We start from the raw sequence: 23,983 nt of genomic DNA on the forward strand, positions 1-23,983 counted from the left end.
GGCAGACAGCAAAAAACGCCCCTTCCCCTTGAGTGCAATGCGCTCGGAAGGGCTGGTTCCGATCGTGGCGAGGGAGAGCTCTCCAGGGTCGGCGTTGCGGTCCCGATCTCGCATGATTCGGCGAAGATGGCCATTGAGCTTGTTTCTGGCGATGGTGAAGACCAGGGTACGAACGCTCGCGTCATAGCGAAACCCCTCGAGGGCCTCGCGCAGGTCCGCGAAGGTGTCTTGCACGAGCTGTTCGGCTTGCTCCGACCCTCCGTGGGTCCCTTTCGGGGAGAGCGGGAAACGAGACTCGAACTCGCGACTTCGACCTTGGCAAGGTCGCGCTCTACCAACTGAGCTATTCCCGCGTCAGGGCTGCGAACTCTATACGAGCGCGTTTGCGAGTCAAGGGCAAATCGGTGCTCTGGTGCTTTTTTATCATCGGCTTTCTCACTTGCTCTGGGCGTGGATCCAGGCTCGGCGGCGGGCACCCGGCGGGCGCTCGATCACACGCATACACATGCAATAACTTTGCATTCATGCGGCGAACATGCGCTCGAGGTGGGCACGGGCCGCTCTCGGGCCCGATCCCCATTGCTTCCCAGGGCCTTCCAAAGTAGAGCTCAGTTGGTCCCAGCAGCAGCTCTGGGACCCCTCTGAGCGATGTCGTCCACCTTCGAGCTCCTCATTGTCGGCGCCAGTGGCTATGCAGGCCAAGTTCTGCATGCACTCGGCATGCAACATCCACGCATCCAGGTGCGGCCCTGCCCCGTCCGCAGCCCCGACCAAGTCGACGAGGCGGGCCTGCGCGCCCTGGCCTCGGCCGACCTCGTCGCCCTGGCCCTGCCTCGGGAACCAGCCAAGGTCTGGGCCGCGGCGCTGCTCGGCGCGGGCGCGCGCCGGGTCCTCGACCTGTCCGACGCGCGGCGCCGCGACCCCGAGGCGCACTACGGCCTGCCCGAGCTCACCGGGGCCCCCCCGGCCCACGCGCGCCTGGTCGCCAACCCGGGCTGCTACCCCACGGCCACCCTCGCGTCCCTGCGGCCCCTGCTCGACGCCGGCCTGATCGAGGCCGAGTCCATCGCCGTGCTCGGGACCAGCGGCGCGTCCGGGGCCGGCAAGGGCCTCGCCGACCGCCTGCACTTTTGCAACCTCGCGGGCAACAGCTTCCCCTACAAGGTCGGCGAGCACCGCCACGTCCCGGAGATCGAGCACCACCTCGGCGCGCCGATCAGCTTCGTCACCCAGCTCCTGCCCATCGTCCGCGGCATGCTGGTGACCAGCTTCGTCAAGCCCAAGGCCGGCGTGACGCCGAGCCAGCTGCGCGAGGCCCTCGAGGCCCGCTACGCCGAGGCCCCCTACGTCACCGTGCTGCCCCAGCCCGACCAGGGCCTCGGCCTCGGCCACGTCGTCGGCACGCACCAGGTCCTGGTCGCCGTGGGCCCCGTCGAGCGCAGCGGGCTCGTCCCGGTGTTCGCCTCGATCGACAACCTGATGCGCGGCGCGGCCAGCCAGGCCCTGCACAACGCCAACCTGTGGCTCGGCCTGCCGCCCTCCCTGGGCCTGCCGCCGCCCCTGGCCGAGCTCCCCCGGGGGGTCCCCCCCACCTTCGCTACTGCCCTGTCCACCGCCCTGTCCACTGCCCTGCCCACCGCCCTCAACCCCGAGACGGCCACGCCATGACCCACGCCCACACCCCCATCGTCACCTCCCTCGACAGTGGCCTCGACGCCCTCCCCGGCGGCTTTCGCTTCGCGGGCGTGCACGCGGGCATCAAGCGCTCGCGCAAGGACCTCGCGCTGATCCACTGCACCGTCCCCGAGGGCGCGAGCGCGGCCGGGGTGGTCACGCGCAACCCCGTGCGGGCCGCGTGCGTCGAGCGCTGCGACGCCCTGCTGCCGGCCGCGGGCATCCGCGGGGTCCTGGTCAACAGCGGCAACGCCAACGCCATGACCGGTGCCCAGGGCGTCGAGGCCAACGCGGCCCTCGCCAAGGCCACCGCCGCGGCGCTCGAGAGCGCCGCGGACACCGTGCTGACCTACTCGACCGGGGTCATCGGCGTGCCCCTCGACGCCGAGAAGATCTGCGAGGCCATCCCGGGCCTCGTCGTCGCGGGCAGCGAGACCGACGCGCGGGCCTTCGCCGCGGCGATCCTGACCACCGACACCGTCATCAAGGTCGCCCACACCACCCTCGAGTTCGAGGGCGAGACCGTGCGCCTGTTCGGCGTCGCCAAGGGCTCGGGCATGGTCCACCCGAACATGGCGACCACCCTGGGCTACGTCTGCACCGACGCCGCCGTGGCCCCCGAGCGCCTCCAGGCCATGCTGAGCGCGGCGATCGAGCCGACCTTCAACGCGATCACCGTCGACGGCGACACCTCGACCAACGACGCCGTGCTGGTCCTGGCCAGCGGCGCCGCCGAGGTCGAGATCGGCGACGCCGAGGCGGAGGCCTTCCAGGCCGCCCTCCAGGCCGTGCTCTTGACCCTCGCCGAGCAGGTCGCCCGCGACGGCGAGGGGGCCACGCGCCTGCTCGAGGTCGAGGTCCGCGGCGCGCCCAGCCCGGCCATCGCCAAGGCCATCGCCCGGGGTTGCTGCCGCAGCTCGCTGTTCAAGTGCAGCGTGTTCGCGGGCGAGGTCGCGGGCTGGGGCCGGCTCGGCGCCGCCGCGGGCCAGGCCGCGCTCGAGGCCGGCTACTACGACTTCGACGCCAGCGCCCTCGACATCGACGCCATGGGCCTGGCCCTGGTGCGTAGCGGCGCCCCCGTGGCCGCCGAGCAGGTCGATCTGGGCGAGCTCGCCCGGCGCCTGCGCGGCCCCACGGTCCGCTGGGTCCTCGAGCTCGGCCAGGGCCAGGCCAACTTCACCGCCCTGGGCTGCGACTTCTCCTACGACTACGTGCGCATCAACTCCGACGAGGCCCGCCAGGTGGTCGTCAACGCCGAGGGGCAGATCGGCCGCAGCGTCGGCCTGTCGAGCTACACCCCCATCCTCAAGCACCAGCTGCTCGTCGACGGCCTGTCCTACGTGCGCCGCTTCAAGGGCCTGCGCGTGCTCGTCCACCTCTCGGGCTCGGCCGCGCGCAAGCCCACCTTGGTGGCCTCCGTCGCCCGCGACCTCGAGCTGATCCTCGACGCCGAGCTGCGCGTGCTCGTGGTCGTGCCCGACGCGGACACCCTCGCGGGCCTGCGCGCGACCATGTCCGACGGCGCCTACCGCCTGGCCGAGGTCATCAAGGACGCCGCGACGATCGGCGCCCGCCTCGATCGCGGCCAGGCCTGCGCGCTGATCCAGGGCACCCCCGACCCCGGGGAGCTCGTCGCCCTCGGCGTGCGCCTGGGCGTGGGCAAGCTGATCTGCCTCGCCGACGACCAGGGCCTCCACGACGCCGGCGGCCTCGTCAGTGAGCTGACCCCCGACCAGGCCCTGACCGGCCTCGACCGCGGGCGCTTTGGCACCCACGCCGACGAGAACCTCGCCTTCGCCCGGCACGCGGCCCGCCAGGGCTTGCCCGCCTTGCACCTCATCGACGGCCGCCTGCCCCACGCCCTGGTCGCGGAGCTGTTCACCGAAGAGGGCATTGGTACCCTCGTGACCCGCCAGCTCCGATGAGCGCGACCAAAGAACGCCGCAAGACCCTCCGCCAGCTGCTGCTCTCCGGCCTCGGAGGCAGCACGCAGGCTCAGCTCGCCGACGCCCTCGCCGAGCGAGGCATCGTCACGACCCAGAGCACGATCTCCCGGGACCTCAAGCTGCTCGGCGCCCAGCGACGCATCCGCGAGGACGGCAGCTTCGTCTACCGGCTCGAGACCGGCGGGCGGACCAGCTTCCCCTCGGGCATGGTCCTGGCCGTCGAGTTCAACGAGGTCATGATCGTCGTGCGCACCCGCGTCGGCCGGGCTCCGGCCGTGGGCATCGAGCTCGACGGCCTGCGCCACCCCGACATCCTCGGGACCGTGGCCGGCGACGACACCGTGCTCGTGGTCCCGCGCTCGACCCGACACATCGAGCGCCTCGCTCGCGTGCTCATCGAGCTCGCCGAGCTGGCCTGAGTTCTACTTTGCCCCCACGGGCATCTGAGGACCGGGGGCGCTTCGTCGCTGTCCGCTCCTCCGCTTTGGCTTGGTGGGCAATGGAGTTCGTGCCTTTGAGAGGGCATGTGGTCGCCCCCGCAAGCGGGGGCGTGGATTCCTTGACAGTCTCTGAGTCGTGGACGTGGGGCAGGGAGGGCGTGGCGTCGTCCACGACGGCTAAGTCCACGACGGCTAAATAATCAGGGGCTGTGGATTCATTCACAGCCCTGAGTCGTGGACGTGGGGCAGGGAGGGCGTGGCGTCGTCCACGACGGCTAAATAGACAGAGGGTCGGCCAGAACTCGTTTTGGCCGACCCTCTGAGTCGTGGACGTGGGGCAGGGAGGGCGTGGCGTCGTCCACGACGGCTAAAGTGGACAGTTCGAGCCGCCGAGCCCGCCTGCTCCCGCGGGGCAGTGATCGGGCCCGACCGCAGGCGGGGCCCATCCGCGGGATCGGCCAATTCGCGCGATAATAGGCCTTCAACTGTTGATTTCAACGTATGGAAGCCAGACATTTTTTCAGCCTTTTGTTCTTTCGGACAGGGTCAACAATGCGGCTTCGTGACAAGCTAATTTCCATGAGCTCCCGCCACGAGACCATCGCAGCCGAGCTGTTCCCGAGCGCGCGCAGCTCCATGCGCTTGGGCCTCGGCGAGGTCGACGTGATCGCGCCGGGCCTGCTGCACGTGCGCTTCGCCGGGCACCTGCGGGTGCAGCACATCGAGCCGATGATCAGCGCGGGCGAGCAGATGATCGCCCACGGCTTCCGACCGCTCATCGTCATGGACGCCCACGACGTGCACGCCTACGAGGCCGAGGTCCGGCGTCGGTGGCAGCGCTTCCTCGTCCACCACAAAGACGCGATCTTCGGCTCCTGGGTGCTGTTCCGCTCGCCGCTGTTCAAGATGGCGATCACCTTGATCAACCCGATGGTCGGCGGGACCATGAAGCCCTTCACCAAGTTCGAGGCCTTCGACGAGGCCGTCAGCGAGATGACCGAGCGGGCGCGCCGAGGCGACCCGCTGTTCCGCGCCGCCCGCTGACTCGTCCGCGGCCAAACCTGGCCGATCGGCCAAGCCACGCAAATGATGCGCCCTTCGCACACCGGAGGGCGCATCGTCTTTTCTGGCTTCGCGGCTAGGCTGAGGTGCGTTCCACCATGTGAGTGAAGCCGCATTTCACCATGTGAACTGTTCCGTGAATGGCGGCCCCTGGAGGCAGCCCCGCGGCGGCTCCTTCGTGCGCTCAACATATTGAAATCATTCGACTAGTCGATCGGGTGAACCGGGCTTCCTTGACATGAATCCGAGTTCATATCATGAACCGCCTGGCCAACGCCGTTCTCGAACGGCCACATCGGCGGCAACAGCGAGCTTGCCCCGCCCCAAATCTCGATCACTTTCGCGCCCGAGCCAAGCGCGACATTTCAGCCAGTCGACGTACTCATGGCCAGGTCCCCCAGCAGCAAGCGCGAGCGTCGCTCCATTCGAGAAGAGAGCCGCGCGGTCTATCGGCAAGCGATCCGCGAAGCGGCGATGCGGGTGTTCGGGCGCACGGGCTACCGGGAAGCCAAGATCACCGACATCGCCTCCGAGGCCGGCGTCGCCACGGGCACCCTCTACAACTACTTCTCGAGCAAAGAAGACATCTTCAACTCGATCCGCGAGGAGAGCCGCAACATCCTCCGCGCGAGCCTGGAGAAGTCCGAGTGCATCCGCGACCCCGTCGAGCGCATGTGCGAGCGGACCCGGCTGATGCTCGGCTTCCTCGAGGACCACGGCGCGCTGTTCTCCATTCACATGCAGACCAGCAGCCTGCACGACATGCACAAGGACGACGAAGACGCGGCCTTCCGCCGCGAGATCCTCGAGATGTTCATCGGCGACATCGACCAGGCCGGCGAGCGCATGCGCCAGGACTACCCCTCTCTGATCTTGGCCACCGCCGTCGGCGGCCTGATCCAAAGCACCATTCTCACGTGGGTCGAGGCGGGCTGCCCCGCCGGACTGCGCGAGAACACCCAAACCATCATGGACTTGTTCCTCCACGGAGCTGCGAAGCGATGACTCCCAAGCCCTACCTCCTCTCGTTGGCCGCTGGCCTGCTGCTCCTCACCTCGGCCTGCGACTCGGGCGAGTCCGCCGCCGAGGCCCTGCCCCCGGCCAAGGGCGAGCAGGCCCCGGCCCGCGCCGAGATGCCGACCATGGCCGCCAGCGCGGGCGCTGGCGCGGTCGAGACCCGCAACCACCGCTGGGTCGGCAGCGTCCAGGCCAAGCACCACGTCGAGCTCTCGCCGCAGATGACCGGCGTGATCGCCCAGCTCACCGTCGAAGAGGGCGAGACCGTCGAGAAGGGGCAGATCCTGTTCCGCACCGAGGGCGCCGCGGTCAAGCTCGCCGTGTCCCAGGCCTCCGCCGCCGTCGCCCAGGCCCAGCTGTCCGTCGACGAGGCCGAGCGCGAGGCCGAGCGCACGCGCAAGCTGGCCTCGCGCGGCTCCGTCGGCTCGGCCAACCTCGAGCGCGCCGAGTCTGGGGTCAAGGCGGCCAAGGCCGGCCTCAAGCAGGCCAAGGCGGCCGCCGCCGTCGCCCGGGCTCAGGCCCGCGACCTCACCGTCAAGGCGCCGATCTCCGGGGTCATCGTCGGCAAGTACAAGAACGTCGGCGAGCTGGCGACCATGATGCCGCCGACGATCGTGCTGATCATCGACGACCTGTCGACGGTCGAGGTCCGCGTGCGCGTGCCCGAGCTCAAGCTGCGCGAGATCGACGTCGGCTCCCCGGTCTCGGTCTACTTCCCGGCCCTCGACCTCGACCGCGAGGTCTCCATCACCCGCATCGGCAACGCCGTCGACCCGCGCAGCCGGACCATCGAGCTGGTGCTCGAGATCGACAACCCCGGCATGCGCATCAAGTCGGGCATGTCCGTCGAGGTCGGCCTGGGCAAGGTCGCCAAGGCCGAGGCCGCGCCGGGCCAGGAGCAGGACCAAGCGGGCGCCCCGGCCGAGGACGGCCCCGCCAAGGCCGACGCCGACGCGACCGCCAAGGCCGACGGCGGCGCCGCCAAGGCCGACGCCGCCACGCCCACCGCCATGCTCGCCCCGGGCAAGGCCAGCCACAGCGCGCCCTAGCCCGCGCCGGCCCTCCCTTCCTCTCTAGTCTCGCTCGCTCCCACTCGACCTCGAGGCAGCCATGCAGCTCGTAGACGTCTCCGTTCGCCGACCCGTGTTCGCGGCCATGTTGATCATGGCCCTCGTCGTGTTTGGCTTCTTCTCCTACCCGCGCCTGGGCGTCGACCTCTACCCCTCGGTCGACTTCCCGGTCGTCACGGCCACGGTCATCTACCCCGGCGCCGACCCCATGACCATGGAGTCCAAGGTCGCCGAGCCGATCGAGGAGGCCATCCAGGGCATCGCCGGCATCAAGCGCATGACCTCGCGCAACCTCGAGGGCGTGACCATGGTCGTCGTCGAGTTCGAGCTCGAGGTCCAGTCGGACCGCGCCCTCGACCAGGTCCGCGAGAAGGTCGCGGCCATCGAGGGCCAGCTGCCGCCGGGCATCGACCCGCCGATCATCCAGCGCTTCGACACCGGCTCGGCGCCGATCGCCTCCGTGGCCCTGGCCTCCCAGCTGCCGGCCTCGGAGCTGACCCGCGTGGCCGACAAGATCGTCAAGCAGGAGCTCCAGCAGATCCAGGGCGTCGGCCAGATCGAGCTGATCGGCGGCCGCGAGCGGCAGATCCGCATCGAGGTCGAGCCCAGCAAACTTGTCGGCTACGGCCTCGCCGTCGGCGACGTCGTCCAGACCCTCCAGGCCCAGAGCATGGACCTGCCCGCCGGCCACGTGCTCGACGGCGCCCGCGAGTTCACCGTAACCACCCGCGGCGAGGTCCGCTCCGTCGAGGAGATCGCCGACCTGACCATCACCGGCCTCGGCGGCGCGGCGATCCGCATCTCCGACGTCGCGACCGTCGTCGACGACATGGAGGAGGCCCGCTCGGCCTCCTCGCTCAACGGCGAGTCGGCCATCGCCCTGGTCGTGCGCAAGAAGTCCGGCGCCAACACCATCGCCATCGCCGACGGCGTGTACGAGCGCCTCGAGAAGCTCGAGCCGCGCTTCGAGGAGATGGGGATCACCTACTCGGTCCCCAACGACAACTCGACCTTCGTGCGCCGCTCCATCGAGGACGTGCAGCTCGACCTGATCATCGGCTCGGCCCTGACCGTGCTGATCATCTTCGTGTTCCTGCACGACTTCCGCGCGACCTTCATCTCCGCGCTGGCCATCCCGACCTCGGTGATCGGCACCTTCGCGTTCATGGAGGCGATGGGCTTCACGCTCAACAACATCACCATGCTCGCGCTCTCGCTGTCGATCGGCATCCTCGTCGACGACGCGATCGTGGTCATCGAGAACATCTATCGCCACCTCGAGATGGGCAAGCCGCGGATGCAGGCGGCCCGCGAGGCGACCAACGAGATCGCCTTCGCGGTCATCGCCACGACCTTGTCGATCGTCGCGGTGTTCGTCCCGGTGGCCTACATGTCCGGCCTCATCGGGCGCTTTTTCTACGAGTTTGGTCTGACGGTCTCGGCCGCCGTGCTGATCTCGATGTTCGTCAGCTTCACGCTCACCCCGATGCTCTCGGGCCGCATGATGAAGGCGACCCACGAGACCAAGCCCGAGGACAAGTTCATCCTCGCGCGCGCCTTCGACAAGGCCTTCGGGGCCTTCGAGGACGGCTACACCTGGCTGGTCCGCAAGGCCCTGCGCTTCCCGTGGCTGACCATCGCCGCCGCGGTCGTGACCCTGGTGCTCTCGGTCGTGGTCGTCAGCCAGGTCCCCGGCGAGTTCATCCCGCCCGAGGATCGCTCGGAGTTCGCGATCACCGTCGAGATGCCCACCGGCACCTCGCTCGAGGCCACCGAGGCCGTCGCCGACACGATCTCCAACGACATCCGCGAGAACCTCCCGGGCGTCCGCGACACCTTCACGACCATCGGCAGCGGCACCTCGCCGGTCAGCCGCGCCAAGATCAACGTCGCCCTGGTCGGGCCCCACTCGCGCAGCTACGCCCAGCTCGAGGGCATGGCCTGGGTGCGCGAGCGCGTGTCCGACCTCTCCGAGCAAGACATCAACGTCAAGGTCGAGATGATCGACCCCTTCGGCGGCGACGGCTTCCGCCAGCAGCAGATCCAGTTCTCGATCCGCGGCAACGACATGGACGGCATGGTCGCGGCCGCCGAGGCCCTCGCGGACCACATCCGCGAGATCGAGGGCTTCGTCGACGTCGACACCACCTACACCGGCGGCAAGCCGGAGCTGGCCATCGAGATCGACCGCGAGCGCGCCGCCGACCTCGGCGTGCCCGTGGCCGCCGTGGCCTCGACCCTGCGCACGCTGATGGCCGCCGACGCCATCGGCACCCTCAAGGACGACGGCGAGGTCTACGACATCGTGGTCCAGATGCCGGCCGAGCGCCGCGCGGCCCTGCGCAACCTCGACGGCATCACCCTGCGCTCGACCACCGGGGCGCTCGTCGACCTGTCCAACGTCGTGACCATCACGGAGACGACCGGGCCCAGCGAGATCGAGCGCCAGTCCCGGCAGCGGCAGATCATCGTGCTCGCCGACCTCGACGGCCTGCCCCTGGGCGAGGCCACCCAGATCATCGAGGCCAAGGCCGCCGAGGTGGTCCCGGCCGAGTACGACACCGCCTGGCTCGGCAACGCCGAGATGATGGAGGAGTCGTTCACGGCGATGATGGCCGTGCTCGGCCTCGCCGCCATCCTCGTCTACATGATCCTCGCGGCGCAGTTCAACAGCCTGACCCAGCCCCTGGTGATCATGGTGTCCCTGCCCCTGTCGGTCATCGGTGCCTTCGGCGGCATCTGGATCTCGGGCATGACCCTCAACATCTTCAGCTTCATCGGCATCATCATGTTGATGGGGCTGGTGACCAAGGCGGCGATCCTGCTCGTCGACTTCGCCAACTCCGAGCGCGAAGCGGGGGCCAGCCTCGAGGAGGCCCTGGCGTCCGCGGGCCGGGTCCGCCTGCGCCCGATCTTCATGACCGCGGCGGCGACCATCTTCGGCATGCTGCCCATCGCCCTGGCCATCTCCGAGGGCGGCGAGACCCGGGCGCCCATGGCCGTGTGCGTCATCGGCGGGATGGTCACCTCGACCCTCCTGACCCTCGTGGTCATCCCGGCGGTCTACCTGATCTCCGAGCGCATCCTCGCCCGGCTCAGCGGCGTGTGGGTCCAGTTTGGCGGCGACCCCAACGAGCACGAGGCCGCCCCCGCAACCAACGAGTCCGCCCCCGAGTGAAAGCCCTGATCTCCCCCCGCGAGCCGGCCGCGCGAGCGCTGCCGGAAGGTCTCGCGCACCCCCCGGGCTGTGCCCGGGTCCCATTGGAGCCCCATCGCATGCGTACCCGCGCCCCACTGTTCCCGCTCTCGAGCGTCACCCTCACCGCGCTGCTCGTGTTTGCAGCGAGCCCCGGCGTCGCCCAGGCCGGGCCCCTGGCCAAGGTCGCGGCCGCGCCCGCCCCCGAGGATCCGCCCGCGCCCAAGGTCCAGGACCCGCCCAGCCAGGGCCAGGGCCAGGCCGCCGCGGACGGCGGCATCGAGGGCGTCGAGGGCCCCGTCGAGGTCCCCGAGTTCGAGAACCCGATCGTCGCCGCCCTCCAGCCCGTGCCGGGCGGGCTGACCTCCGAGGAGGTCGCGCGCCGGGCCGTCGAGGGCTCGCCCATGGTCGCCGCCAAGCAGGCCGAGCTCGCCGCCGCCGAGGCCCAGCTCGACCAGACCATCATCCAGTTCCTGCCCCGCCTCGAGGGCAAGTTCACCTACACCCGCCTGTCCCAGGCGACCCTCGACTTCGGCTTTGACAGCGGCGACGACGGAGGCTTCATCGTCGGCGCCCTCAACGAGGGCCCGCTGACCTTCGGCCCCTGCGAGCCCGGCAGCATCTTCCAGTGCGTGCTCGACAGCCAGGGCGTGCCCGTGGGCGCCGTGCCCCTCGAGTTCGACCTGCCCGAGGTGCCCCAGCCGCCGCTCAACAGCTACTCGCTCCAGGCCATCTTGGGCGTGCCGATCTCCGACTACATCGCGCGCCTGCCCACGGCCAAGAAGGCGGGCGAGGCCCAGATCCGCGCCGCCGAGCTGGCCAGGCAAGGCGAGCAGCTCAACGCCGAGCGCGACGCTCGGATCGCCTACTACGACTGGGTCCGCGCCACCGCCAACAAGGTCGCGCTGCAAGAGTCGCTGACCCGGACCGAGGCGCGCCTCGAGGACGCCAAGTCGGCCTTCGACGCGGGCATCGTGTCCAACGCCGACGTCATGCGCCTCGACGCCGCCGTCGCGACCTTGACCGCCGCGTCGATCCGCGCCGAGAGCTTCGAGACCCTCGCCGCCGAGTACCTCGCGACCTTGATGGCCGAGGAGGGCTTCCCCAGCTACCAGATCGGCGAGGACCTGTTCGCGCCCCAGGCCGACCTGCCCGAGGCCTCGGAGCTCGAGACCATGGTCGCCGAGGCCGAGCGCGAGCGCGTCGAGATGAAGGCCTTCGACACGAGCACCGAGGCCCTCGAGCTCGGGATCAAGACCACCCGCGCCGGCTACTACCCGCGCGTCGACGGCTTCGCCGAGGCCACCTACGCCAACCCCAACCAGCGCTTCTTCCCGGCCGACCAGGTCTGGAACGGGAGCTGGTCCGTGGGCGTGACCCTCAGCTGGGTGCTCACCGACGCGCTCATGACCAAGGCGAAGGTCCGCGAGTACGACGCGAACCTGCGCAGCCTCGAGGCCCAGCGCGAGGCCCTGCGCCGCGGGCTCGTGCTCGAGGTCGCCTCGATCCACGCCGACCGCCAGAGCACCCTCGCCGAGCTCGAGTACATCCAGCGCGCCGAGCAGTCCGCCGAGGAGGGCTACCGCGTCGCCGTCGACCTCTACCAGGTCGGCGACGCGACCACGACGGACATCCTCGACGCCGAGTACGGCCGCGTCGAGGCCAGCTTGCGCAGCATCAACGCGCAGATCGACCTGCGCATCGCCAACGTCAAGCTCGAGTACGCCCTGGGCCGGGTCAAACCGGTCAGCGCGGCCGAGTAGCGGGCGGTGCATCGCGCGGAGGCGCCGCTCGTCCGCGGGTGAGCTCAACGGCCTCGCCGAAGGCTACCCCATCGTCACCGTCACAGGGCCAGCCCGGCCGTGTAGGCGTAGCCGTCGGTGCCGAAGGTGCGCCAGCCGAAGCCGACCGCGAAGAAGGGATCGTCGCCGGCGATCACGTGGGGCCCAGGCTCGAGCTCGAAGATCCGCTGGGTCCACCCGTCTACGATGGCCTCGGAGATTAGCGGGCTCACCGGCGCGCCGTCGACGGTGAAGCTGGTCGCCGTCTGGGTCACGACCACGACCCGGTGGGTCTCCCAGCCGCTGCCCATCGGGGCGTAGAGCATGTAGCTCTCGAGCATCTGCTCGGTCCCGGGGATCACCGCCAGGCTGCCCAGGTCGAGGTCGCTGCCACCGAACAGGGCCGCCAGCGCGAAGGGCTTGGCCGCGCTGACCCGAAAGCCCACGCCGACCCCCCAGTCGACGTAGCCCCCGGCCTCGCTCAGGAGCACCGGCGAGGGCGGGAAGTCGTCGTTTTGGTCGAAGCTGATGTCGATGAAGGTCGAGTCCTCCGACGCGACCGTCCGCCACCGGCGGTCGGGCGGTTCGTTCTGGATCTGAAGGTCGAAGTAGGGGCCGACGTACTCGGTGGACCACTGGCTCAGGGGCAGGAGCTGCTCGGCGGCGTGGCCGTGGACGTGAGAGCCCAAGAACTGCTTGCCGCCGAACACCCCCACGGGCTTGTCGGACACGATGTGGTGGCCGGCGGCCGTCGCCGTGGCGCCGCCGTCGCTGAACAGCCCGAGGGTGTCCCCCGCCTGCAGCTCGACCTCGACGACGTCGCCCTGGCCCGTGCCCACGGGGATCCCGGGCCCGGCGGCGATGGCCCTGCGCGCCTCGACGGTGACCGTCGTCGCGTCCGCGAGGGCGACGACCACCGCGTAGCCAGCCGAGTCGGCGGCGATCACGCCCCGGCCCGCGTCCACGCTCCTGTACTCCTGGCCCCACGCGCTCGTGGGCAGCAGGTGGGTCATGGCCACGTCCGCCCGGTTGAACTCGTAGGCGTGGATCGGCCCGGTGGAGCGGATCCGGTAGCCGTCGCCGTCGACGCCCGGGAACGCGATGTAGCTGCTGTTCTCGGTGGTCTCGAGCTCGACCGAGCCCTGCGGGGGCACGGACACGACCTCGTCGACGATCACCCACTCGTCGATGAGCTTGCGCTCGACGGTGACCTCGACGGCGTCGGTCTCGCTGACGTTCACGAACGCGAACACCGACTGCTGGTTGAGCTCGAGCTGGGTGGAGTCCGCGGACAGGCGCACGCCGTAGAACTCGCAGCCGGCGAAGGTGCCCGTGGGGCAGTCCTGGTCGAAGCCCTCGCCGGTGTCGCCGGTGGTCTCGGACTCGCCCTCCGAGTCGTCCGTGCTCGTCGAGCCCTCCTCGGTGCTCTCCTCGCTGCTCGTGCTCTCCTCGCTGCTCTCCTCGGTGGTGCTCTCCTCGCTGCTCGTGCTCTCCTCGCTGGTCTCCCCGCTGGTCTCCCCGCTCGTGCTCTCGTCCTCCGGGGACGCGCAGATGTCGTCCTCGCAGCTGAGGCCCCCGAGGCAGTCGCCCTCGAAGCAGGGGCAGCCCAGGGTGCCCACCTGGCAGTCGCCCTCGGAGTCCGCGGCCGCCCCGTTCTCGTCGTCGCCCTCCTCGGCGGGCGTCGGGCAGCCCAGGCCCAGGCTCGCGGCCAGGCCCAGGCTCGCGGCCAGGCCTCCCCTGCGCAGGCGCTGCGCCGACTCGGGGGATGAAATCGCTCGTCGCGTCGTCATGGTCAGTTCCTTCAGTCGATCTGGTAGGCGCTGCCGAACAGCGCGCTGTGCCCGGCGTCGACGGTGACCCAAGCGTTGGAGATGAACGGCCCGTCGTGGGTCAGCGCGAAGGCCCCCCAGCTGGGCACGCTCGTGTCGAAGGTCCAGCCCTGGGCCTCGTAGGTCGAGAACACATCCAGGGCGCCGCCGTTGATGGCCACCGCCACCTCCCCGCTGGGGCGGCCCCGGGTCATCCACACGTTGTAGACGTCCGGGCCCGAGTGGGCGAAGTGGCCGCCCCGGTCGGCCAGGTGCGCGACGGGAGGCACGGAGGTCATCGACGGCGCCTGGCCGCCGTCGAGGAACTGCATCACGCCCACGGGCGCGTCGGACACGATGCGGAAGGCCTCGGTCCAGCTCGGGTCGCCCACGCGCGCCGAGTCCCCCTCGGCGGCGAGCACGATCGGCGGCGCGGACACACCCTCGAAGCTGACCGTGGTGTTGGGCTCGGAGGCGACGATCAGCCAGGTGTTGTAGTCGAGGTTGGAGTAGATGCCGTCGACGGGGACGGCCATGTGCTCGGTGCCCCAGGCGTCCGTGGGCAGGAGCTGGTCGTACATGCCGTCGCCCTGGTCCCCGTCCACGGGGTAGCGCCCGTCGGCGGCGTAGCTGAACACGGCGATGGGCTTGGAGCTGACGATCTCCGTCTCCGCGAAGGAGGTCGTGAAGTCCTCCGGCCGCAGGCGGAGCGTATCCGCGGGCCCCAGGGTCGTCTCGTAGGCGCCGAAGGCCGCCACCGCGGTGGTGCCCTGGACGCTGTGGAAGGCCTCCATGTCCGCGGGCGCGACCATCGACAGCTCGGTGTCGGGCTCGAGGCTGAGGATGATCAGCTGGGGCGCGGACCGGAAGTGGCCCGTCCCGATCGAGCCCAGGCCGAAGTAGCGCGTGCCCCAGGCCGCGCTCGCGTGCAGCAAGGTCCCGCTCATGCCCACGCTGGCGTCCTTGTAAAACTCGTTGTTGCGCAGGCCCAGGGACTCGAGCACGGCCACCGGGGCGTCGGAGCTGACCCGCAGCGCCCGGAACGGAGAGATGCTGACGAGCAGGGCGTCGCTGTCGTAGGGCTCGAGCACGAAGGGCGCCGCCAGGGGCTCCCAGGCCCCGTCGACGTAGCCCTCGACGTAGGCCGTGGCGACGGCGTCGGGGGTGGGGTTGACCACGGCGATCTCGCACTGGTCGCTGGAGTTGCCCATGCCGAGGATGGGCATGACGTACTCGCAGCCGATCGACGCCCGGCTGGCCGCCGCCACCTCGCACGGGGTCAGGGGCTCGCCGGTGTCCTCGGAGTCCGACGAGTCCTCGGAGCCCTCCGACTCCGCGCCCGACGAAGACTCTTCGTCTGTCGAGTCCGCCGAGTCCGTCGAGTCCGTCGAGTCCGAGCTGTCTTCAGAGCTCGTCTCGTCCTCGGAGCCCTCTGCGTCGGTGCTCGAGCCCTCCTCGTCGGGCGGCGGGACGCACACGCCAGCGTCGCAGATCAGCTCCCCAAAACACCACGACTCGACGCACTCGCAGCCCTGCGTCCCGGGGGTGCAGCTGCCCTCGTCGTTGGTCTCCGTCGCCGCGTCCGCGGCCTCGGCTCCCCCGCCGTCGTCCGTGCACGCGAGCGCCCCCAAGGACAGCGCGAGCGCGCCTCTAAGCAAGGTCTGCGCGGGCGATTTCAACCGTAGCGATTTGAGGGTCAGCACTCCCGAATGATGCGCACTCTCGGGGCTGAATTCAATCGTCCGATCGCCGCCGGTGATTCAGGAGTCCGCGCCTGCCAACCTCGACCCCATGCGCCTCGCCGCGAGACGTGCTACGCGTGTCCCATGTTTAGACGAAGGACGTGGGCCATGGCGCTCGCGCTCGCGCCGTGGTTGGTCGCTTGCCCCGGCGAACAGCCCGAAGCTGTCGACCAGGGCTCGGACGAGAGCGGCTCGGAGTGCGTGGAAGGCTCGCTGGGCTGCCCCTGCTACGAGGGCTTTTGCGTGGGCGACTACGTGTGCGAGGCGGACGTGTGCGTCGAGGGCGAGAGCGCCACCGACGAGACCGCGACCGACGAGGGCGAGTCGACAACCACCTCCTCGGGCGACGAAGGCGAGACCTCCTCCGACGAGGGCGAGACCTCCTCCTCGTCCTCCGACGAGGGCGAGACCTCCCCCTCCGACGATGAGGGCGAGACCTCCTCCTCGTCCTCCGACGAGGGCGAGTCGTCCTCCGCCACCGGCGACTCGTGCGGTGACGGGGTGGTCGACCCCGGCGAAGAGTGCGACGACGGCAACGTCAACGACAACGACGCCTGCCTCAACAGCTGCGTCGAGGCCAGCTGCGGCGACGGCGTGCTCTACCCCAGCGAGGAGGAGTGCGACGACGGCAACGCCGTCAACGAAGACGCCTGCACCAGCGCCTGCGCCCTGGCCGCGTGCGGCGACGGCTACGTCCAGCTCGACGAGGGCGAGCTGTGCGACGACGGAGACGACGACGACACCAACGCGTGCAAGAACAACTGCCGCCCCCCCGGCCACCTGCTGTGGACGGCCACCGACGACGCCCCCTACCAGTCCTTCCATGCCGCCGGGGGCCTCGATCGCCTAGACGACGAGATCCTCCTCTACTCCTGGGGCCGGCTGCGCGTCTACGACCTCGACGGCGCCGAGCTCGAACTCCGTCACCCGCCCGAGATCACCGTCGTGAGCCTCGCGGACTCGCCCAACGACGACGTGATCCTGCTCGGCGGCTACAGCTCGGACCTCGTCAACTTCTGGCCGTGGGTGCGCGCGGCCAACGACGACGACGACGAGATCTGGGCCTTCACCGAGCAAAACAACACCACGCACTTCCACGCCATCGACTTCGTCCCCCACGTCAACAACGTCGAGCTGATCACGGTGACCCTCGGCCAGGACGACGGGATGACCCGGATCTTCGCGCTGCGTCAGTACACCGGCTCGACCTACTGGTCCGACGTGTTCGACTGGGGTCGCGCGCCCGTGACCCTCGCCCGCCAGGGCGACGACATGCTCGCCGTCGGCCACGACGGCGCGACCACGGCCTTCCGCGCCTACGCCAGCTTCGGGGACGTGCTGTGGGAGCAGGTCGTCCCGAACCAGTTCACCGGCGAGAGCCCGACCGCCGCCGCGGCCACGGCCGGGCGCATCGTGGTCGTCGGCACGGCCGAGGTCGGGGGTCAAACCCGCCCCTACGCACGCACCTTCACCGGCCAGGGCGCGCCCCTCGACGCCGCGCTCCTCTCCGACATCGACGAGCGACCGATCGCCGTCGCCATCGGACCCGAGCTGCAGGTGGTCGTCACGGCGGGCATCCTCACCGGACCCAACCAGAACGTCGACTGGGACACCAGCGTGCGGGGCTTCGACGCCGAGCTCGGCCCGCGCTACGGCGAGGTCATCACCGGCCCCGGCGGCGGCAAGGACTGGATGACCAACGTGCAGGTCCACGACGACGGGATCTTCGCCGTCGAGGGCATCTACAGCACCAACTCCATCCAGCGCGGGCACGTCCGCGTGTACGAGCTCTGACCCCCTGGACCCCTGGACCGTCATGAAGTGCCTCGAACTCCACCTTCAGCTGCTGACCCTCGCCCTGCTCGGCGCGACGAGCTGGGCCTGCGTGCCCCCGGAAGACCCCGACGACGACGAGGGGGGCGAGGGCGCGACGGACACCGAAGACTGTACCCCCGGGACCCTGGGCTGCGCGTGCGTCGATGACCTGTGCTTCGGGGAGCTCAGCTGCGTCGCGGGGGTGTGCGAGCCCTCCGACGACACCGACACCGACACCGACGACGGCAGCTCCGACTCCTCCTCCGAGGACACCACTGACTCCTCCTCCGAGGACACCTCCGAGTCCTCCGACGATACCTCCGAGTCCTCCGAGGACACCTCCGAGTCCTCCGAAGACACCTCCGAGTCGTCGAGCGGCACGGGCACCGGCGAGTGCGGCGACGGCGTGGTCGACCCCGGCGAGCAGTGCGACGACGGGAACTTCAGCAACACCGATGACTGCACCATCGACTGCCTCAACGCCTACTGCGGCGACGGCTGGCTCCACGAGGGCGTCGAAGAGTGCGACGACGGCGACCTCGCCAACGACAACGACTGCACCACCAACTGCGCCCTCGCCACGTGCGGCGACGGCTTCGTGCACGCGAGCCTCGAGGGCTGCGACGACGGGAACACCGAGCCCGGCGACGGGTGCACCGCGATCTGTCAGCCCCCGGGCCAGCTGCTGTGGGTCGACGAGGACTTCGCCCCCCACACGTGGAGACAGAGCGTCGGCTTCACCCCCTTCGGCCCGGTCCACGGGATGCAGCGCCTGCGCCACTGGAACTGGATCGGCGAGGTCCAGTGGCACCCCCAGACCACCCTCGCCCCCGACGCCCACCACGGCGAGTGGAGCCCGGAGCTCGGCCTCTACGTGCACATCTCGACGGCCACGGACCTGCGCCACTACGACATGGCCGACGCCAACGATGTGTTCACGGAATTCATCTCCACGGGCTCGCCCTGGGCCCCGACCTCCGACACCCGCGTCGACGTCGGGAGCGAGCGGGTGTTCCTGCTCGGCGGGACGAGCTCGCGCCTGCTGGTGACCAACCTGGTGGGCGAGATCACGGTGGACGAGACCCTCCCCAACGGGCCCGAGGGCACCTGCATCGGCCCGCGCGGCCAGGGCATCGCCGTCGTCGCCGAGCAAGGCGGGCAGATGACCCTGCACGCGTACTCCGCCCTCGGGACCTATCTGGGCGCCGTCCCGCTGAGCCCTGGCTCGGGCGTCGACCACTGCGAAGACATGACCACCGATGCCCAGGGCCGGCTGTTCATCGCCGGCACCCACGTCCCCGCGGGCGACAGCCAGCCCCAGGCCCTGCTCGTGCGCGTCGCCACCGACGACACCGTGACCCGGAGCGTCACCGGGTCCGCCAACAACCGCGAGACCTACCGGCAGATCGAGGCCCTGCCCGACGGATCGCTGGTCGTCGCGGGTGACGTCCAGGACGGACCCAACGAGTGGGCCCGGCGCGTCGAGCTGCGCCGCGTCAGCGCCAACGGCTTCGCCACCCTCAGCAGCGAGGCGATCGAGACCAACTACCGGGACGACGTCTGGGCCCTGGGCGTGAGCCCGGAGGGCGCGTTCATGATCTCCGGCAGCGGCTACGACACCAACTACACCACCTGGGTCCGAATGTACTCGCCCTTCGAGTGAGTTCTGTTTTGCCCCCACAGTCACCTAGAACCGGGGACGCTTCGTCGCTCCGCTCCTCCTCTTTGGCTTGGTGGGCAATGAAGTTCGTGCCTTGGAGAAGGCTCGTGGTCGCCCCCGCTCGCGGGGGCGTGGATTCGCGATTGTAGTTTCTGAGTCGTGGACGTGGGGCAGGGAGGGCGTGGCGTCGTCCACGACGGCTAAAATAGGCAGAGGGGTGGCCAAACTCGTTTTGGCCGACCCTATGAGTCGTGGACGTGGGGCAGGGAGGGCGTGGCGTCGTCCACGACGGCTAAAATAGGCAGAGGGGTGGCCAAACTCGTTTTGGCCGACCCTATGAGTCGTGGACGTGGGGCAGGGAGGGCGTGGCGTCGTCCACGACGGCTAAAACTGACAGGGACTGTGAAAATTTCACAGTCCCTGAGTCGTGGACGTGGGGCAGGGAGGGCGTGGCGTCGTCCACGACGGCTAAAAATAGTCAGGGGCTCAGGAGTAGCCCAGGGTGCCCGCGACCATGCGCGTCAGGGTCTCCGTCAGCAGCGCGTCGTCGAAGCCCTCGTCGGGCTCCTGGGCGCACACCTCGAACACCCCGCCCATGGCGCGGACGAGCACCCGCGCCGTCGCGGTGGGGTCGAGGGGCCTCGGCAGGTCTGCGGCCCGGCGCGCGAGCAAGTCGGCGAGGTGGGCCTCGAAGGTCCGGCGGCAGGTCTGGATCACGCCGCTGGTCTGGCCCCACAGCGACAGGCGCATGAGCTCGGCGTGGAGCACCGCGTCGACGCGCTCGAGGGCGACGAGGGCCTCGACGACGGTGTCGACCAGCTCCTCGGGCGGCTCGACGGCGAGGCGGTCGAGGAGGGGCAAGATGGCCTGCTCGGTCTCGAGGGCGTGGCGCTCGGCGACGGCGGTGAACAGCGCGGTCTTGTTGGGGAAGTACTGGTAGAGCGAGCCCACGCTGACACCGGCCCGCGCGGCGACCTTGTTGGTCGTGACCGCCTTGGCCCCGAGCTCGCGCAAAAGCTGAGCAGTCGCGGTCAAGATCGCGTCGACGAGCACCCGCGCACGCTCTTGCTTGGGCTTTCTGCGGGCCCTGGCGGGCGCTTTCGCGGGTTTTGAGCGAGCGGTGGAGCGGGCCATGGGGAAGCCGAAAGGCGAGTAGGCGGACCCCCATTGTCGACCCATGCTGAAGACATCGCAAGGAGTCCAGCGCCGATGCCCAAGCCCAACTTCCCGATCCTGTCCAAGCTCAAGCTCCTCGGTCACCTGGTGGCGATCCTCCGCGACACCACCCGGACCGACCGCGTGTTTCAGTTCGTCGAGGGCCTGAGCCACGATCCCGTGCTGCGCGCCAAGTTCCCCCACGCCCCCGCCGAGCAGGCCTTCCTCGAGGCCCCCTTCCAGATGGGCTTCCCCCAGCTCGACGAGCTCCGCGCCATGCCCGAGGGCAGCCTGGGCCGGGCCCTCGCCGTACACATGGACGCCCTCGGGGTCGACTTCGACGAGTTCGACCGCACCGCGACGCCGAGCTCGGACCTCGAGTGGGTCGACCGCCACGGCTACGAGACCCACGACATCTGGCACGTGATCACCGGCTGGGGCACGGGCACGGCCAACGAGATCGGCCTGCAGGGCTTCTACGCCGGGCAGCTCGACAACATCCAACCCACGGGCCTGATCTTGATCGCGCTGATCCGCGGGCTGATCGGCGGCAAGCAGGACCTGTCCGCGATGTTCGAGGTCATCGTCGCGGGCTGGACCCAGGGCCGGCGGTCCAAGGCGCTGTTCGGCGTCGACTGGCGCGAGCACTTCGAGCGGCCGCTCGCGGCGGTGCGCCGGGACTTCGAGGTCGAGCCCGTCGAGAGCGAGGGCTTCGTCGAGGTCGCGGACAAGCTGGCGGCCTAGCAAGCTGCTGAAAATCGCCCCACGACGTCAGGCACGCCTCTGCGCGCCGATCCCTGTGTCACAAAACCTTGCAGTATGCCCGATACAGCGGCGGTTTCGTTCCTTGGCCTCGACGCGCAGCGACGCACCTGACGACGCGCGGCGAATTTCAGCAGCTTGCTAGCGCGCCCGCAGCCGGCGGACGCCCCAGCCCACCGCCGTGAAGAAGCCCAGCCCCGCGAACACCATGAACAGCACCTGAGCCCACGCCGAGCTGCGCACGATCTTGTTGACCAAGCTCGCGTGCTGCTCCTTGGTCGTCGGCCGGCCGATCGCCGTGGCCTGCGACACGTGGGCCAGCAGCGACACCGGCAGGGCGCCGTCGGGGATCTCGGCGTGGCAGCCCACGCACACGTTGTCCCGATCCATGCGCGCGCGCATGTCCGCCGGCAGGGGGCCCGAGCCCTCGAAGTGGTGGCCGACGGTCTGGGTCTGGTTGCCCTCGGCGTCGAGCACCGCGGACCAGTCGACCAGGCCCTCGATGCCCTCGACCTGGGTCCGCGCCGAAGCGGGGATCACCCGGCCGTCGGCGGTGGTCAGGTCGACGACCTTGTCCGTGTCCCAGGGCGCGGTCATCCGGCCGCCGCCGATGCCGTAGCCCAGGGCCTTCTCGTCGGCGTGGCAGGACTCGCAGGACCGGGCCTTGCCCGTGGTGTGCGGCTGGACCGGGCTCATGTCGATGCCCAGCTGCCCCGCTTCACCAGCGCCCTCGGTGTTGGGCGGGGTGCGGAAGATCTGGTTTTGGGCCAGGACCTCGCCGTTGGGTCCGATGATCGTCGCGCTGGTCTGGCAGCCGGGGATCAGCGGGCTGACCCGACCCTCGCCGTTGATCCCCAGCGGCGGGTCCTCCCAGCGCATGTACGAGCGCAGCTCGGTCACCTTGCCGGGGATCTTCAGGTCCGGCCAGCCCTGCTCGTCGGCCTTGGTCGGCGCCGACGACAGGTGGCGGTTGCCGGCGGCGACCCAGTCAAAGCCGCCGCTGAGATCGGTGTAGTCGACCTCGACGTGGCAGCCGTAGCACTGCGGCGCCCACTCGCTGTGGCAGGCGTAGCACTCCATGGTCTCGACGTGGTCGGTGTGGACCATGGCGACCTCGGCCTCGGCGCTGAGCCCCTTGCGGGCTTGCTTGGCCTTGAGCGGCTCGACGATCAAGCTGGCCCCGCCCGCGGTGTGCACGACGACGGCGTCGCCGCGGCGGACCACGTCGGGCATGGGGTTGCCGCGGGCGGTCAGGATGTAGCCGTCCTCGGGCTCCGCGACCGCGCCGGCGCGCAGGTGATTGGGGAGCTCGCGGCCGACCCCGCGGGGGTCGTCGGCGTCGAGGGTGCCCAGCTGCGCGCGGCCGTCCTCGTCGCCCCAGCCCAGGGGCAGCTCCCAGGGGAAGGCCGAGGGCGTGCCGTGGCAGTCGCTGCACTCGATCTCGATGGGCCCGAGGTTGGCCGCGGCCAAGAAGCCGTCGCCGTGCACGTCGCCGCTGGTGTGGCAGTCCTGGCAGAGCATCCCCTTTTGGAAGTGGATGTCCTGCTGCATCGCGATGTAGTGCTTGGTGTGCAGCCCGGGCTGGGGGATCGCCCCGCCGCCGCCCTCGGTATAGGGCGAGGCCCAGGCCGACTCCATCAAGCCCTGGTAGCTGACGCCGATGCGCTTGCCTCGGTTGTGGCAGGTCGTGCAGGTCTCGACGGGGATGCCGGTGTAGCCGAGGGCTTCCTCGTCCGGGCTCGCGCTCGGCTTGAACACCCAGCTGTCGCGGGTCGCCTGGATCGAGTGGACCAGGGGCCGCCCGACCGCGTGCTCGCCCCCACCGATGGTCTCGTCGCCGCCCTCGTAGACCCCCTCGTTGCCGTAGGGGATGTGGCAGGCCCCGCAGCCCATGCCCCGAAAGTCGCCCCGCTTTTGCCGGCCCTTGACCCCGAGGTGGCAGCGCTGGCACTCCGCGCGCAGGTAGGTGAAGGCGGCCTGGGCCGGGTCGGCCTCGAGCTCCTCCCAGCCCCCGTCGACGCCGGGCGCGGGCGCTTCGGGGACCCGCTCGTGGCGGTCGACGAACACGTTGGGGTGCGCCGCGGACTTGGCCTCCATGTAGGCCCGGTAGGCCTCGGTACCCAGGCGCGCGTGGGGGTCTTCGGGGTTTTGGGTGTCGTAGTTGGCCCAGCGATGCTCGTAGTCCCCGGGGATGCCGAAGCTCCAGGTCGTGCCCTGGATCTTGCCGGCCTCGGTCATCATCAGGGAGTTCCACTGGGCCTCGACGAGCTCGGCGTGGCACTGGCCGCAGCTGCGCGCGTTGACCCAGGGCGAGGCGGGGTCGGGGAAGAAGCGGTCGGGTCCGCCGGCCTCGGCGAGGGCCGGATCGTTCGCGCCGTGGTGGGCCTCGGCGGGGCTGGTCGCCTGGGGATCGCCGCCGTGGCAGACCACGCAGCCGTCGGGGTCGCCGAACGCCTGCCCGCGGGCGAGGATCTGGGTCAACATCCCCGTCCCCGGCTGGCGGATGGGCTCGATGCCCCCGTGGCAGTCCGCGGCCGTGCAGCCCCGGCCCGACCACAGCTCGGCCGGATCCGCGGGCGTGGGCGCGGCCCCAGCCCCAGCCGCGCTGGAGCTCGTCTCGCCTTCGCCCGCTTCGAGCTGGGGTCCGGCCTCCTCGGTCTGCCCGCAGGCCCCGCTCAACCCCGCGAGCCCGAGCAGGCCGAACCAGCTGGCAAACCCAGCCGCGGCCAGCCACGACGGGCGTGAGGGGGAGGCGCGCACCGGCGGAGCATCGCGAACTCACCTGAACAATGCGAGGGGCTGCGCAAACACCGTCGAGGAGGGCATCGAGCTTGGTCCAGGCTCTGCTACAGTCC

15 protein-coding genes, 1 tRNA gene and 1 pseudogene are annotated in these 23,983 nt (G+C 70.1%); 11 read left to right on the forward strand and 6 right to left on the reverse strand.

Going from position 1 to position 23,983, the window contains the following annotated elements; genetic code table 11:
• Window positions 1–243, reverse strand: a pseudogene (locus PPSIR1_RS46810) (RNA polymerase sigma factor); the annotation flags it as partial.
• 37 nt (window positions 244–280) lie between these two features.
• Window positions 281–353, reverse strand: a tRNA-Gly gene (locus tag PPSIR1_RS31355).
• 295 nt (window positions 354–648) lie between these two features.
• Here PPSIR1_RS31355 and PPSIR1_RS31360 point away from each other — a divergent pair.
• From PPSIR1_RS31360 to PPSIR1_RS31395, 8 genes are all read left to right on the forward strand, one after another.
• Entirely contained in the window at window positions 649–1,668 is a 1,020-nt protein-coding gene (locus PPSIR1_RS31360; protein WP_086001873.1) for an Asd/ArgC dimerization domain-containing protein, read from the forward strand.
• Window positions 1,665–3,599, forward strand: coding sequence for a bifunctional glutamate N-acetyltransferase/amino-acid acetyltransferase ArgJ (gene argJ / locus PPSIR1_RS44385; RefSeq protein WP_006975257.1), 1,935 nt, complete (start codon window positions 1,665–1,667; stop codon window positions 3,597–3,599). The genes PPSIR1_RS31360 and argJ overlap by 4 nt, the downstream gene beginning before the upstream one ends.
• Window positions 3,596–4,039, forward strand: coding sequence for an arginine repressor (locus PPSIR1_RS31370; protein ID WP_006975258.1), 444 nt, complete (start codon window positions 3,596–3,598; stop codon window positions 4,037–4,039). Before argJ ends, PPSIR1_RS31370 begins: the two co-directional genes overlap by 4 nt.
• A 600-nt stretch (window positions 4,040–4,639) precedes the next feature.
• Entirely contained in the window at window positions 4,640–5,104 is a 465-nt protein-coding gene (locus PPSIR1_RS31375) for a hypothetical protein (RefSeq protein WP_006975259.1), read from the forward strand.
• Window positions 5,105–5,506: 402 nt separating this feature from the next.
• Window positions 5,507–6,127, forward strand: coding sequence for a TetR/AcrR family transcriptional regulator (locus tag PPSIR1_RS44390; protein WP_006975260.1), 621 nt, complete (start codon window positions 5,507–5,509; stop codon window positions 6,125–6,127).
• Window positions 6,124–7,188 (forward strand): efflux RND transporter periplasmic adaptor subunit, encoded by a 1,065-nt coding sequence (locus PPSIR1_RS31385; protein ID WP_006975261.1) that lies wholly within the window; start codon window positions 6,124–6,126, stop codon window positions 7,186–7,188. The genes PPSIR1_RS44390 and PPSIR1_RS31385 overlap by 4 nt, the downstream gene beginning before the upstream one ends.
• A gap of 61 nt (window positions 7,189–7,249) precedes the next feature.
• On the forward strand, window positions 7,250–10,387 hold the full coding sequence (locus tag PPSIR1_RS31390; protein ID WP_053335465.1) for an efflux RND transporter permease subunit: 3,138 nt from the start codon (window positions 7,250–7,252) through the stop codon (window positions 10,385–10,387).
• Window positions 10,388–10,485: 98 nt separating this feature from the next.
• Window positions 10,486–12,168, forward strand: coding sequence for a TolC family protein (locus tag PPSIR1_RS31395; RefSeq protein WP_157596157.1), 1,683 nt, complete (start codon window positions 10,486–10,488; stop codon window positions 12,166–12,168).
• 80 nt (window positions 12,169–12,248) lie between these two features.
• Here PPSIR1_RS31395 and PPSIR1_RS31400 read toward each other — a convergent pair whose 3' ends face one another.
• Window positions 12,249–13,976 (reverse strand): IgGFc-binding protein, encoded by a 1,728-nt coding sequence (locus PPSIR1_RS31400; RefSeq protein WP_006975264.1) that lies wholly within the window; start codon window positions 13,974–13,976, stop codon window positions 12,249–12,251.
• A gap of 11 nt (window positions 13,977–13,987) precedes the next feature.
• A complete protein-coding gene (locus PPSIR1_RS31405; RefSeq protein ID WP_157596158.1) occupies window positions 13,988–15,673 on the reverse strand; it encodes an IgGFc-binding protein in 1,686 nt (561 codons plus the stop codon).
• A gap of 171 nt (window positions 15,674–15,844) precedes the next feature.
• Between PPSIR1_RS31405 and PPSIR1_RS31410 the strand changes: the two genes are divergently transcribed.
• The gene (locus PPSIR1_RS31410) at window positions 15,845–17,530 is read left to right on the forward strand and encodes a DUF4215 domain-containing protein (protein ID WP_006975266.1); all 1,686 of its coding nucleotides are present in this window, start codon (window positions 15,845–15,847) and stop codon (window positions 17,528–17,530) included.
• Window positions 17,531–17,552: 22 nt separating this feature from the next.
• Window positions 17,553–19,214 (forward strand): DUF4215 domain-containing protein, encoded by a 1,662-nt coding sequence (locus tag PPSIR1_RS50880; protein WP_006975267.1) that lies wholly within the window; start codon window positions 17,553–17,555, stop codon window positions 19,212–19,214.
• A 483-nt stretch (window positions 19,215–19,697) separates the two neighbouring features.
• On the opposite strand, the gene PPSIR1_RS44395 is transcribed toward PPSIR1_RS50880, so the two are convergent.
• Window positions 19,698–20,264 carry a TetR/AcrR family transcriptional regulator gene (locus PPSIR1_RS44395; RefSeq protein WP_157596159.1) on the reverse strand — a complete coding sequence of 189 codons (567 nt, stop codon included), beginning with the start codon at window positions 20,262–20,264 and terminating at the stop codon, window positions 19,698–19,700.
• Window positions 20,265–20,420: 156 nt separating this feature from the next.
• Between PPSIR1_RS44395 and PPSIR1_RS31425 the strand changes: the two genes are divergently transcribed.
• A complete protein-coding gene (locus PPSIR1_RS31425) occupies window positions 20,421–21,110 on the forward strand; it encodes a Coq4 family protein (RefSeq protein ID WP_006975269.1) in 690 nt (229 codons plus the stop codon).
• Between the two features lie 159 nt (window positions 21,111–21,269).
• Here PPSIR1_RS31425 and PPSIR1_RS31430 read toward each other — a convergent pair whose 3' ends face one another.
• Window positions 21,270–23,888: a cytochrome C gene (locus PPSIR1_RS31430; protein WP_157596160.1), complete on the reverse strand. Its 2,619-nt coding sequence runs from the start codon at window positions 23,886–23,888 to the stop codon at window positions 21,270–21,272.
• Window positions 23,889–23,983 lie beyond the last annotated feature (95 nt).

Origin of the sequence: Plesiocystis pacifica SIR-1 (assembly GCF_000170895.1) — a bacterium.
In the GTDB taxonomy this organism is placed as follows: domain Bacteria; phylum Myxococcota_A; class Polyangia; order Nannocystales; family Nannocystaceae; genus Plesiocystis; species Plesiocystis pacifica.

What these genes read in the sequence shown, in the direction of transcription:
- PPSIR1_RS31360 (WP_086001873.1), top strand. Translation starts at nt 649, where the DNA reads ATGTCGTCCACCTTCGAGCTCCTCATTGTCGGCGCCAGTGGCTATGCA.
- argJ (WP_006975257.1), top strand. Translation starts at nt 1,665, where the DNA reads ATGACCCACGCCCACACCCCCATCGTCACCTCCCTCGACAGTGGCCTC.
- PPSIR1_RS31370 (WP_006975258.1), top strand. Translation starts at nt 3,596, where the DNA reads ATGAGCGCGACCAAAGAACGCCGCAAGACCCTCCGCCAGCTGCTGCTC.
- PPSIR1_RS31375 (WP_006975259.1), top strand. Translation starts at nt 4,640, where the DNA reads ATGAGCTCCCGCCACGAGACCATCGCAGCCGAGCTGTTCCCGAGCGCG.
- PPSIR1_RS44390 (WP_006975260.1), top strand. Translation starts at nt 5,507, where the DNA reads ATGGCCAGGTCCCCCAGCAGCAAGCGCGAGCGTCGCTCCATTCGAGAA.
- PPSIR1_RS31385 (WP_006975261.1), top strand. Translation starts at nt 6,124, where the DNA reads ATGACTCCCAAGCCCTACCTCCTCTCGTTGGCCGCTGGCCTGCTGCTC.
- PPSIR1_RS31390 (WP_053335465.1), top strand. Translation starts at nt 7,250, where the DNA reads ATGCAGCTCGTAGACGTCTCCGTTCGCCGACCCGTGTTCGCGGCCATG.
- PPSIR1_RS31395 (WP_157596157.1), top strand. Translation starts at nt 10,486, where the DNA reads ATGCGTACCCGCGCCCCACTGTTCCCGCTCTCGAGCGTCACCCTCACC.
- PPSIR1_RS31400 (WP_006975264.1), bottom strand. Translation starts at nt 13,976, where the DNA reads ATGACGACGCGACGAGCGATTTCATCCCCCGAGTCGGCGCAGCGCCTG.
- PPSIR1_RS31410 (WP_006975266.1), top strand. Translation starts at nt 15,845, where the DNA reads ATGGCGCTCGCGCTCGCGCCGTGGTTGGTCGCTTGCCCCGGCGAACAG.
- PPSIR1_RS50880 (WP_006975267.1), top strand. Translation starts at nt 17,553, where the DNA reads ATGAAGTGCCTCGAACTCCACCTTCAGCTGCTGACCCTCGCCCTGCTC.
- PPSIR1_RS31425 (WP_006975269.1), top strand. Translation starts at nt 20,421, where the DNA reads ATGCCCAAGCCCAACTTCCCGATCCTGTCCAAGCTCAAGCTCCTCGGT.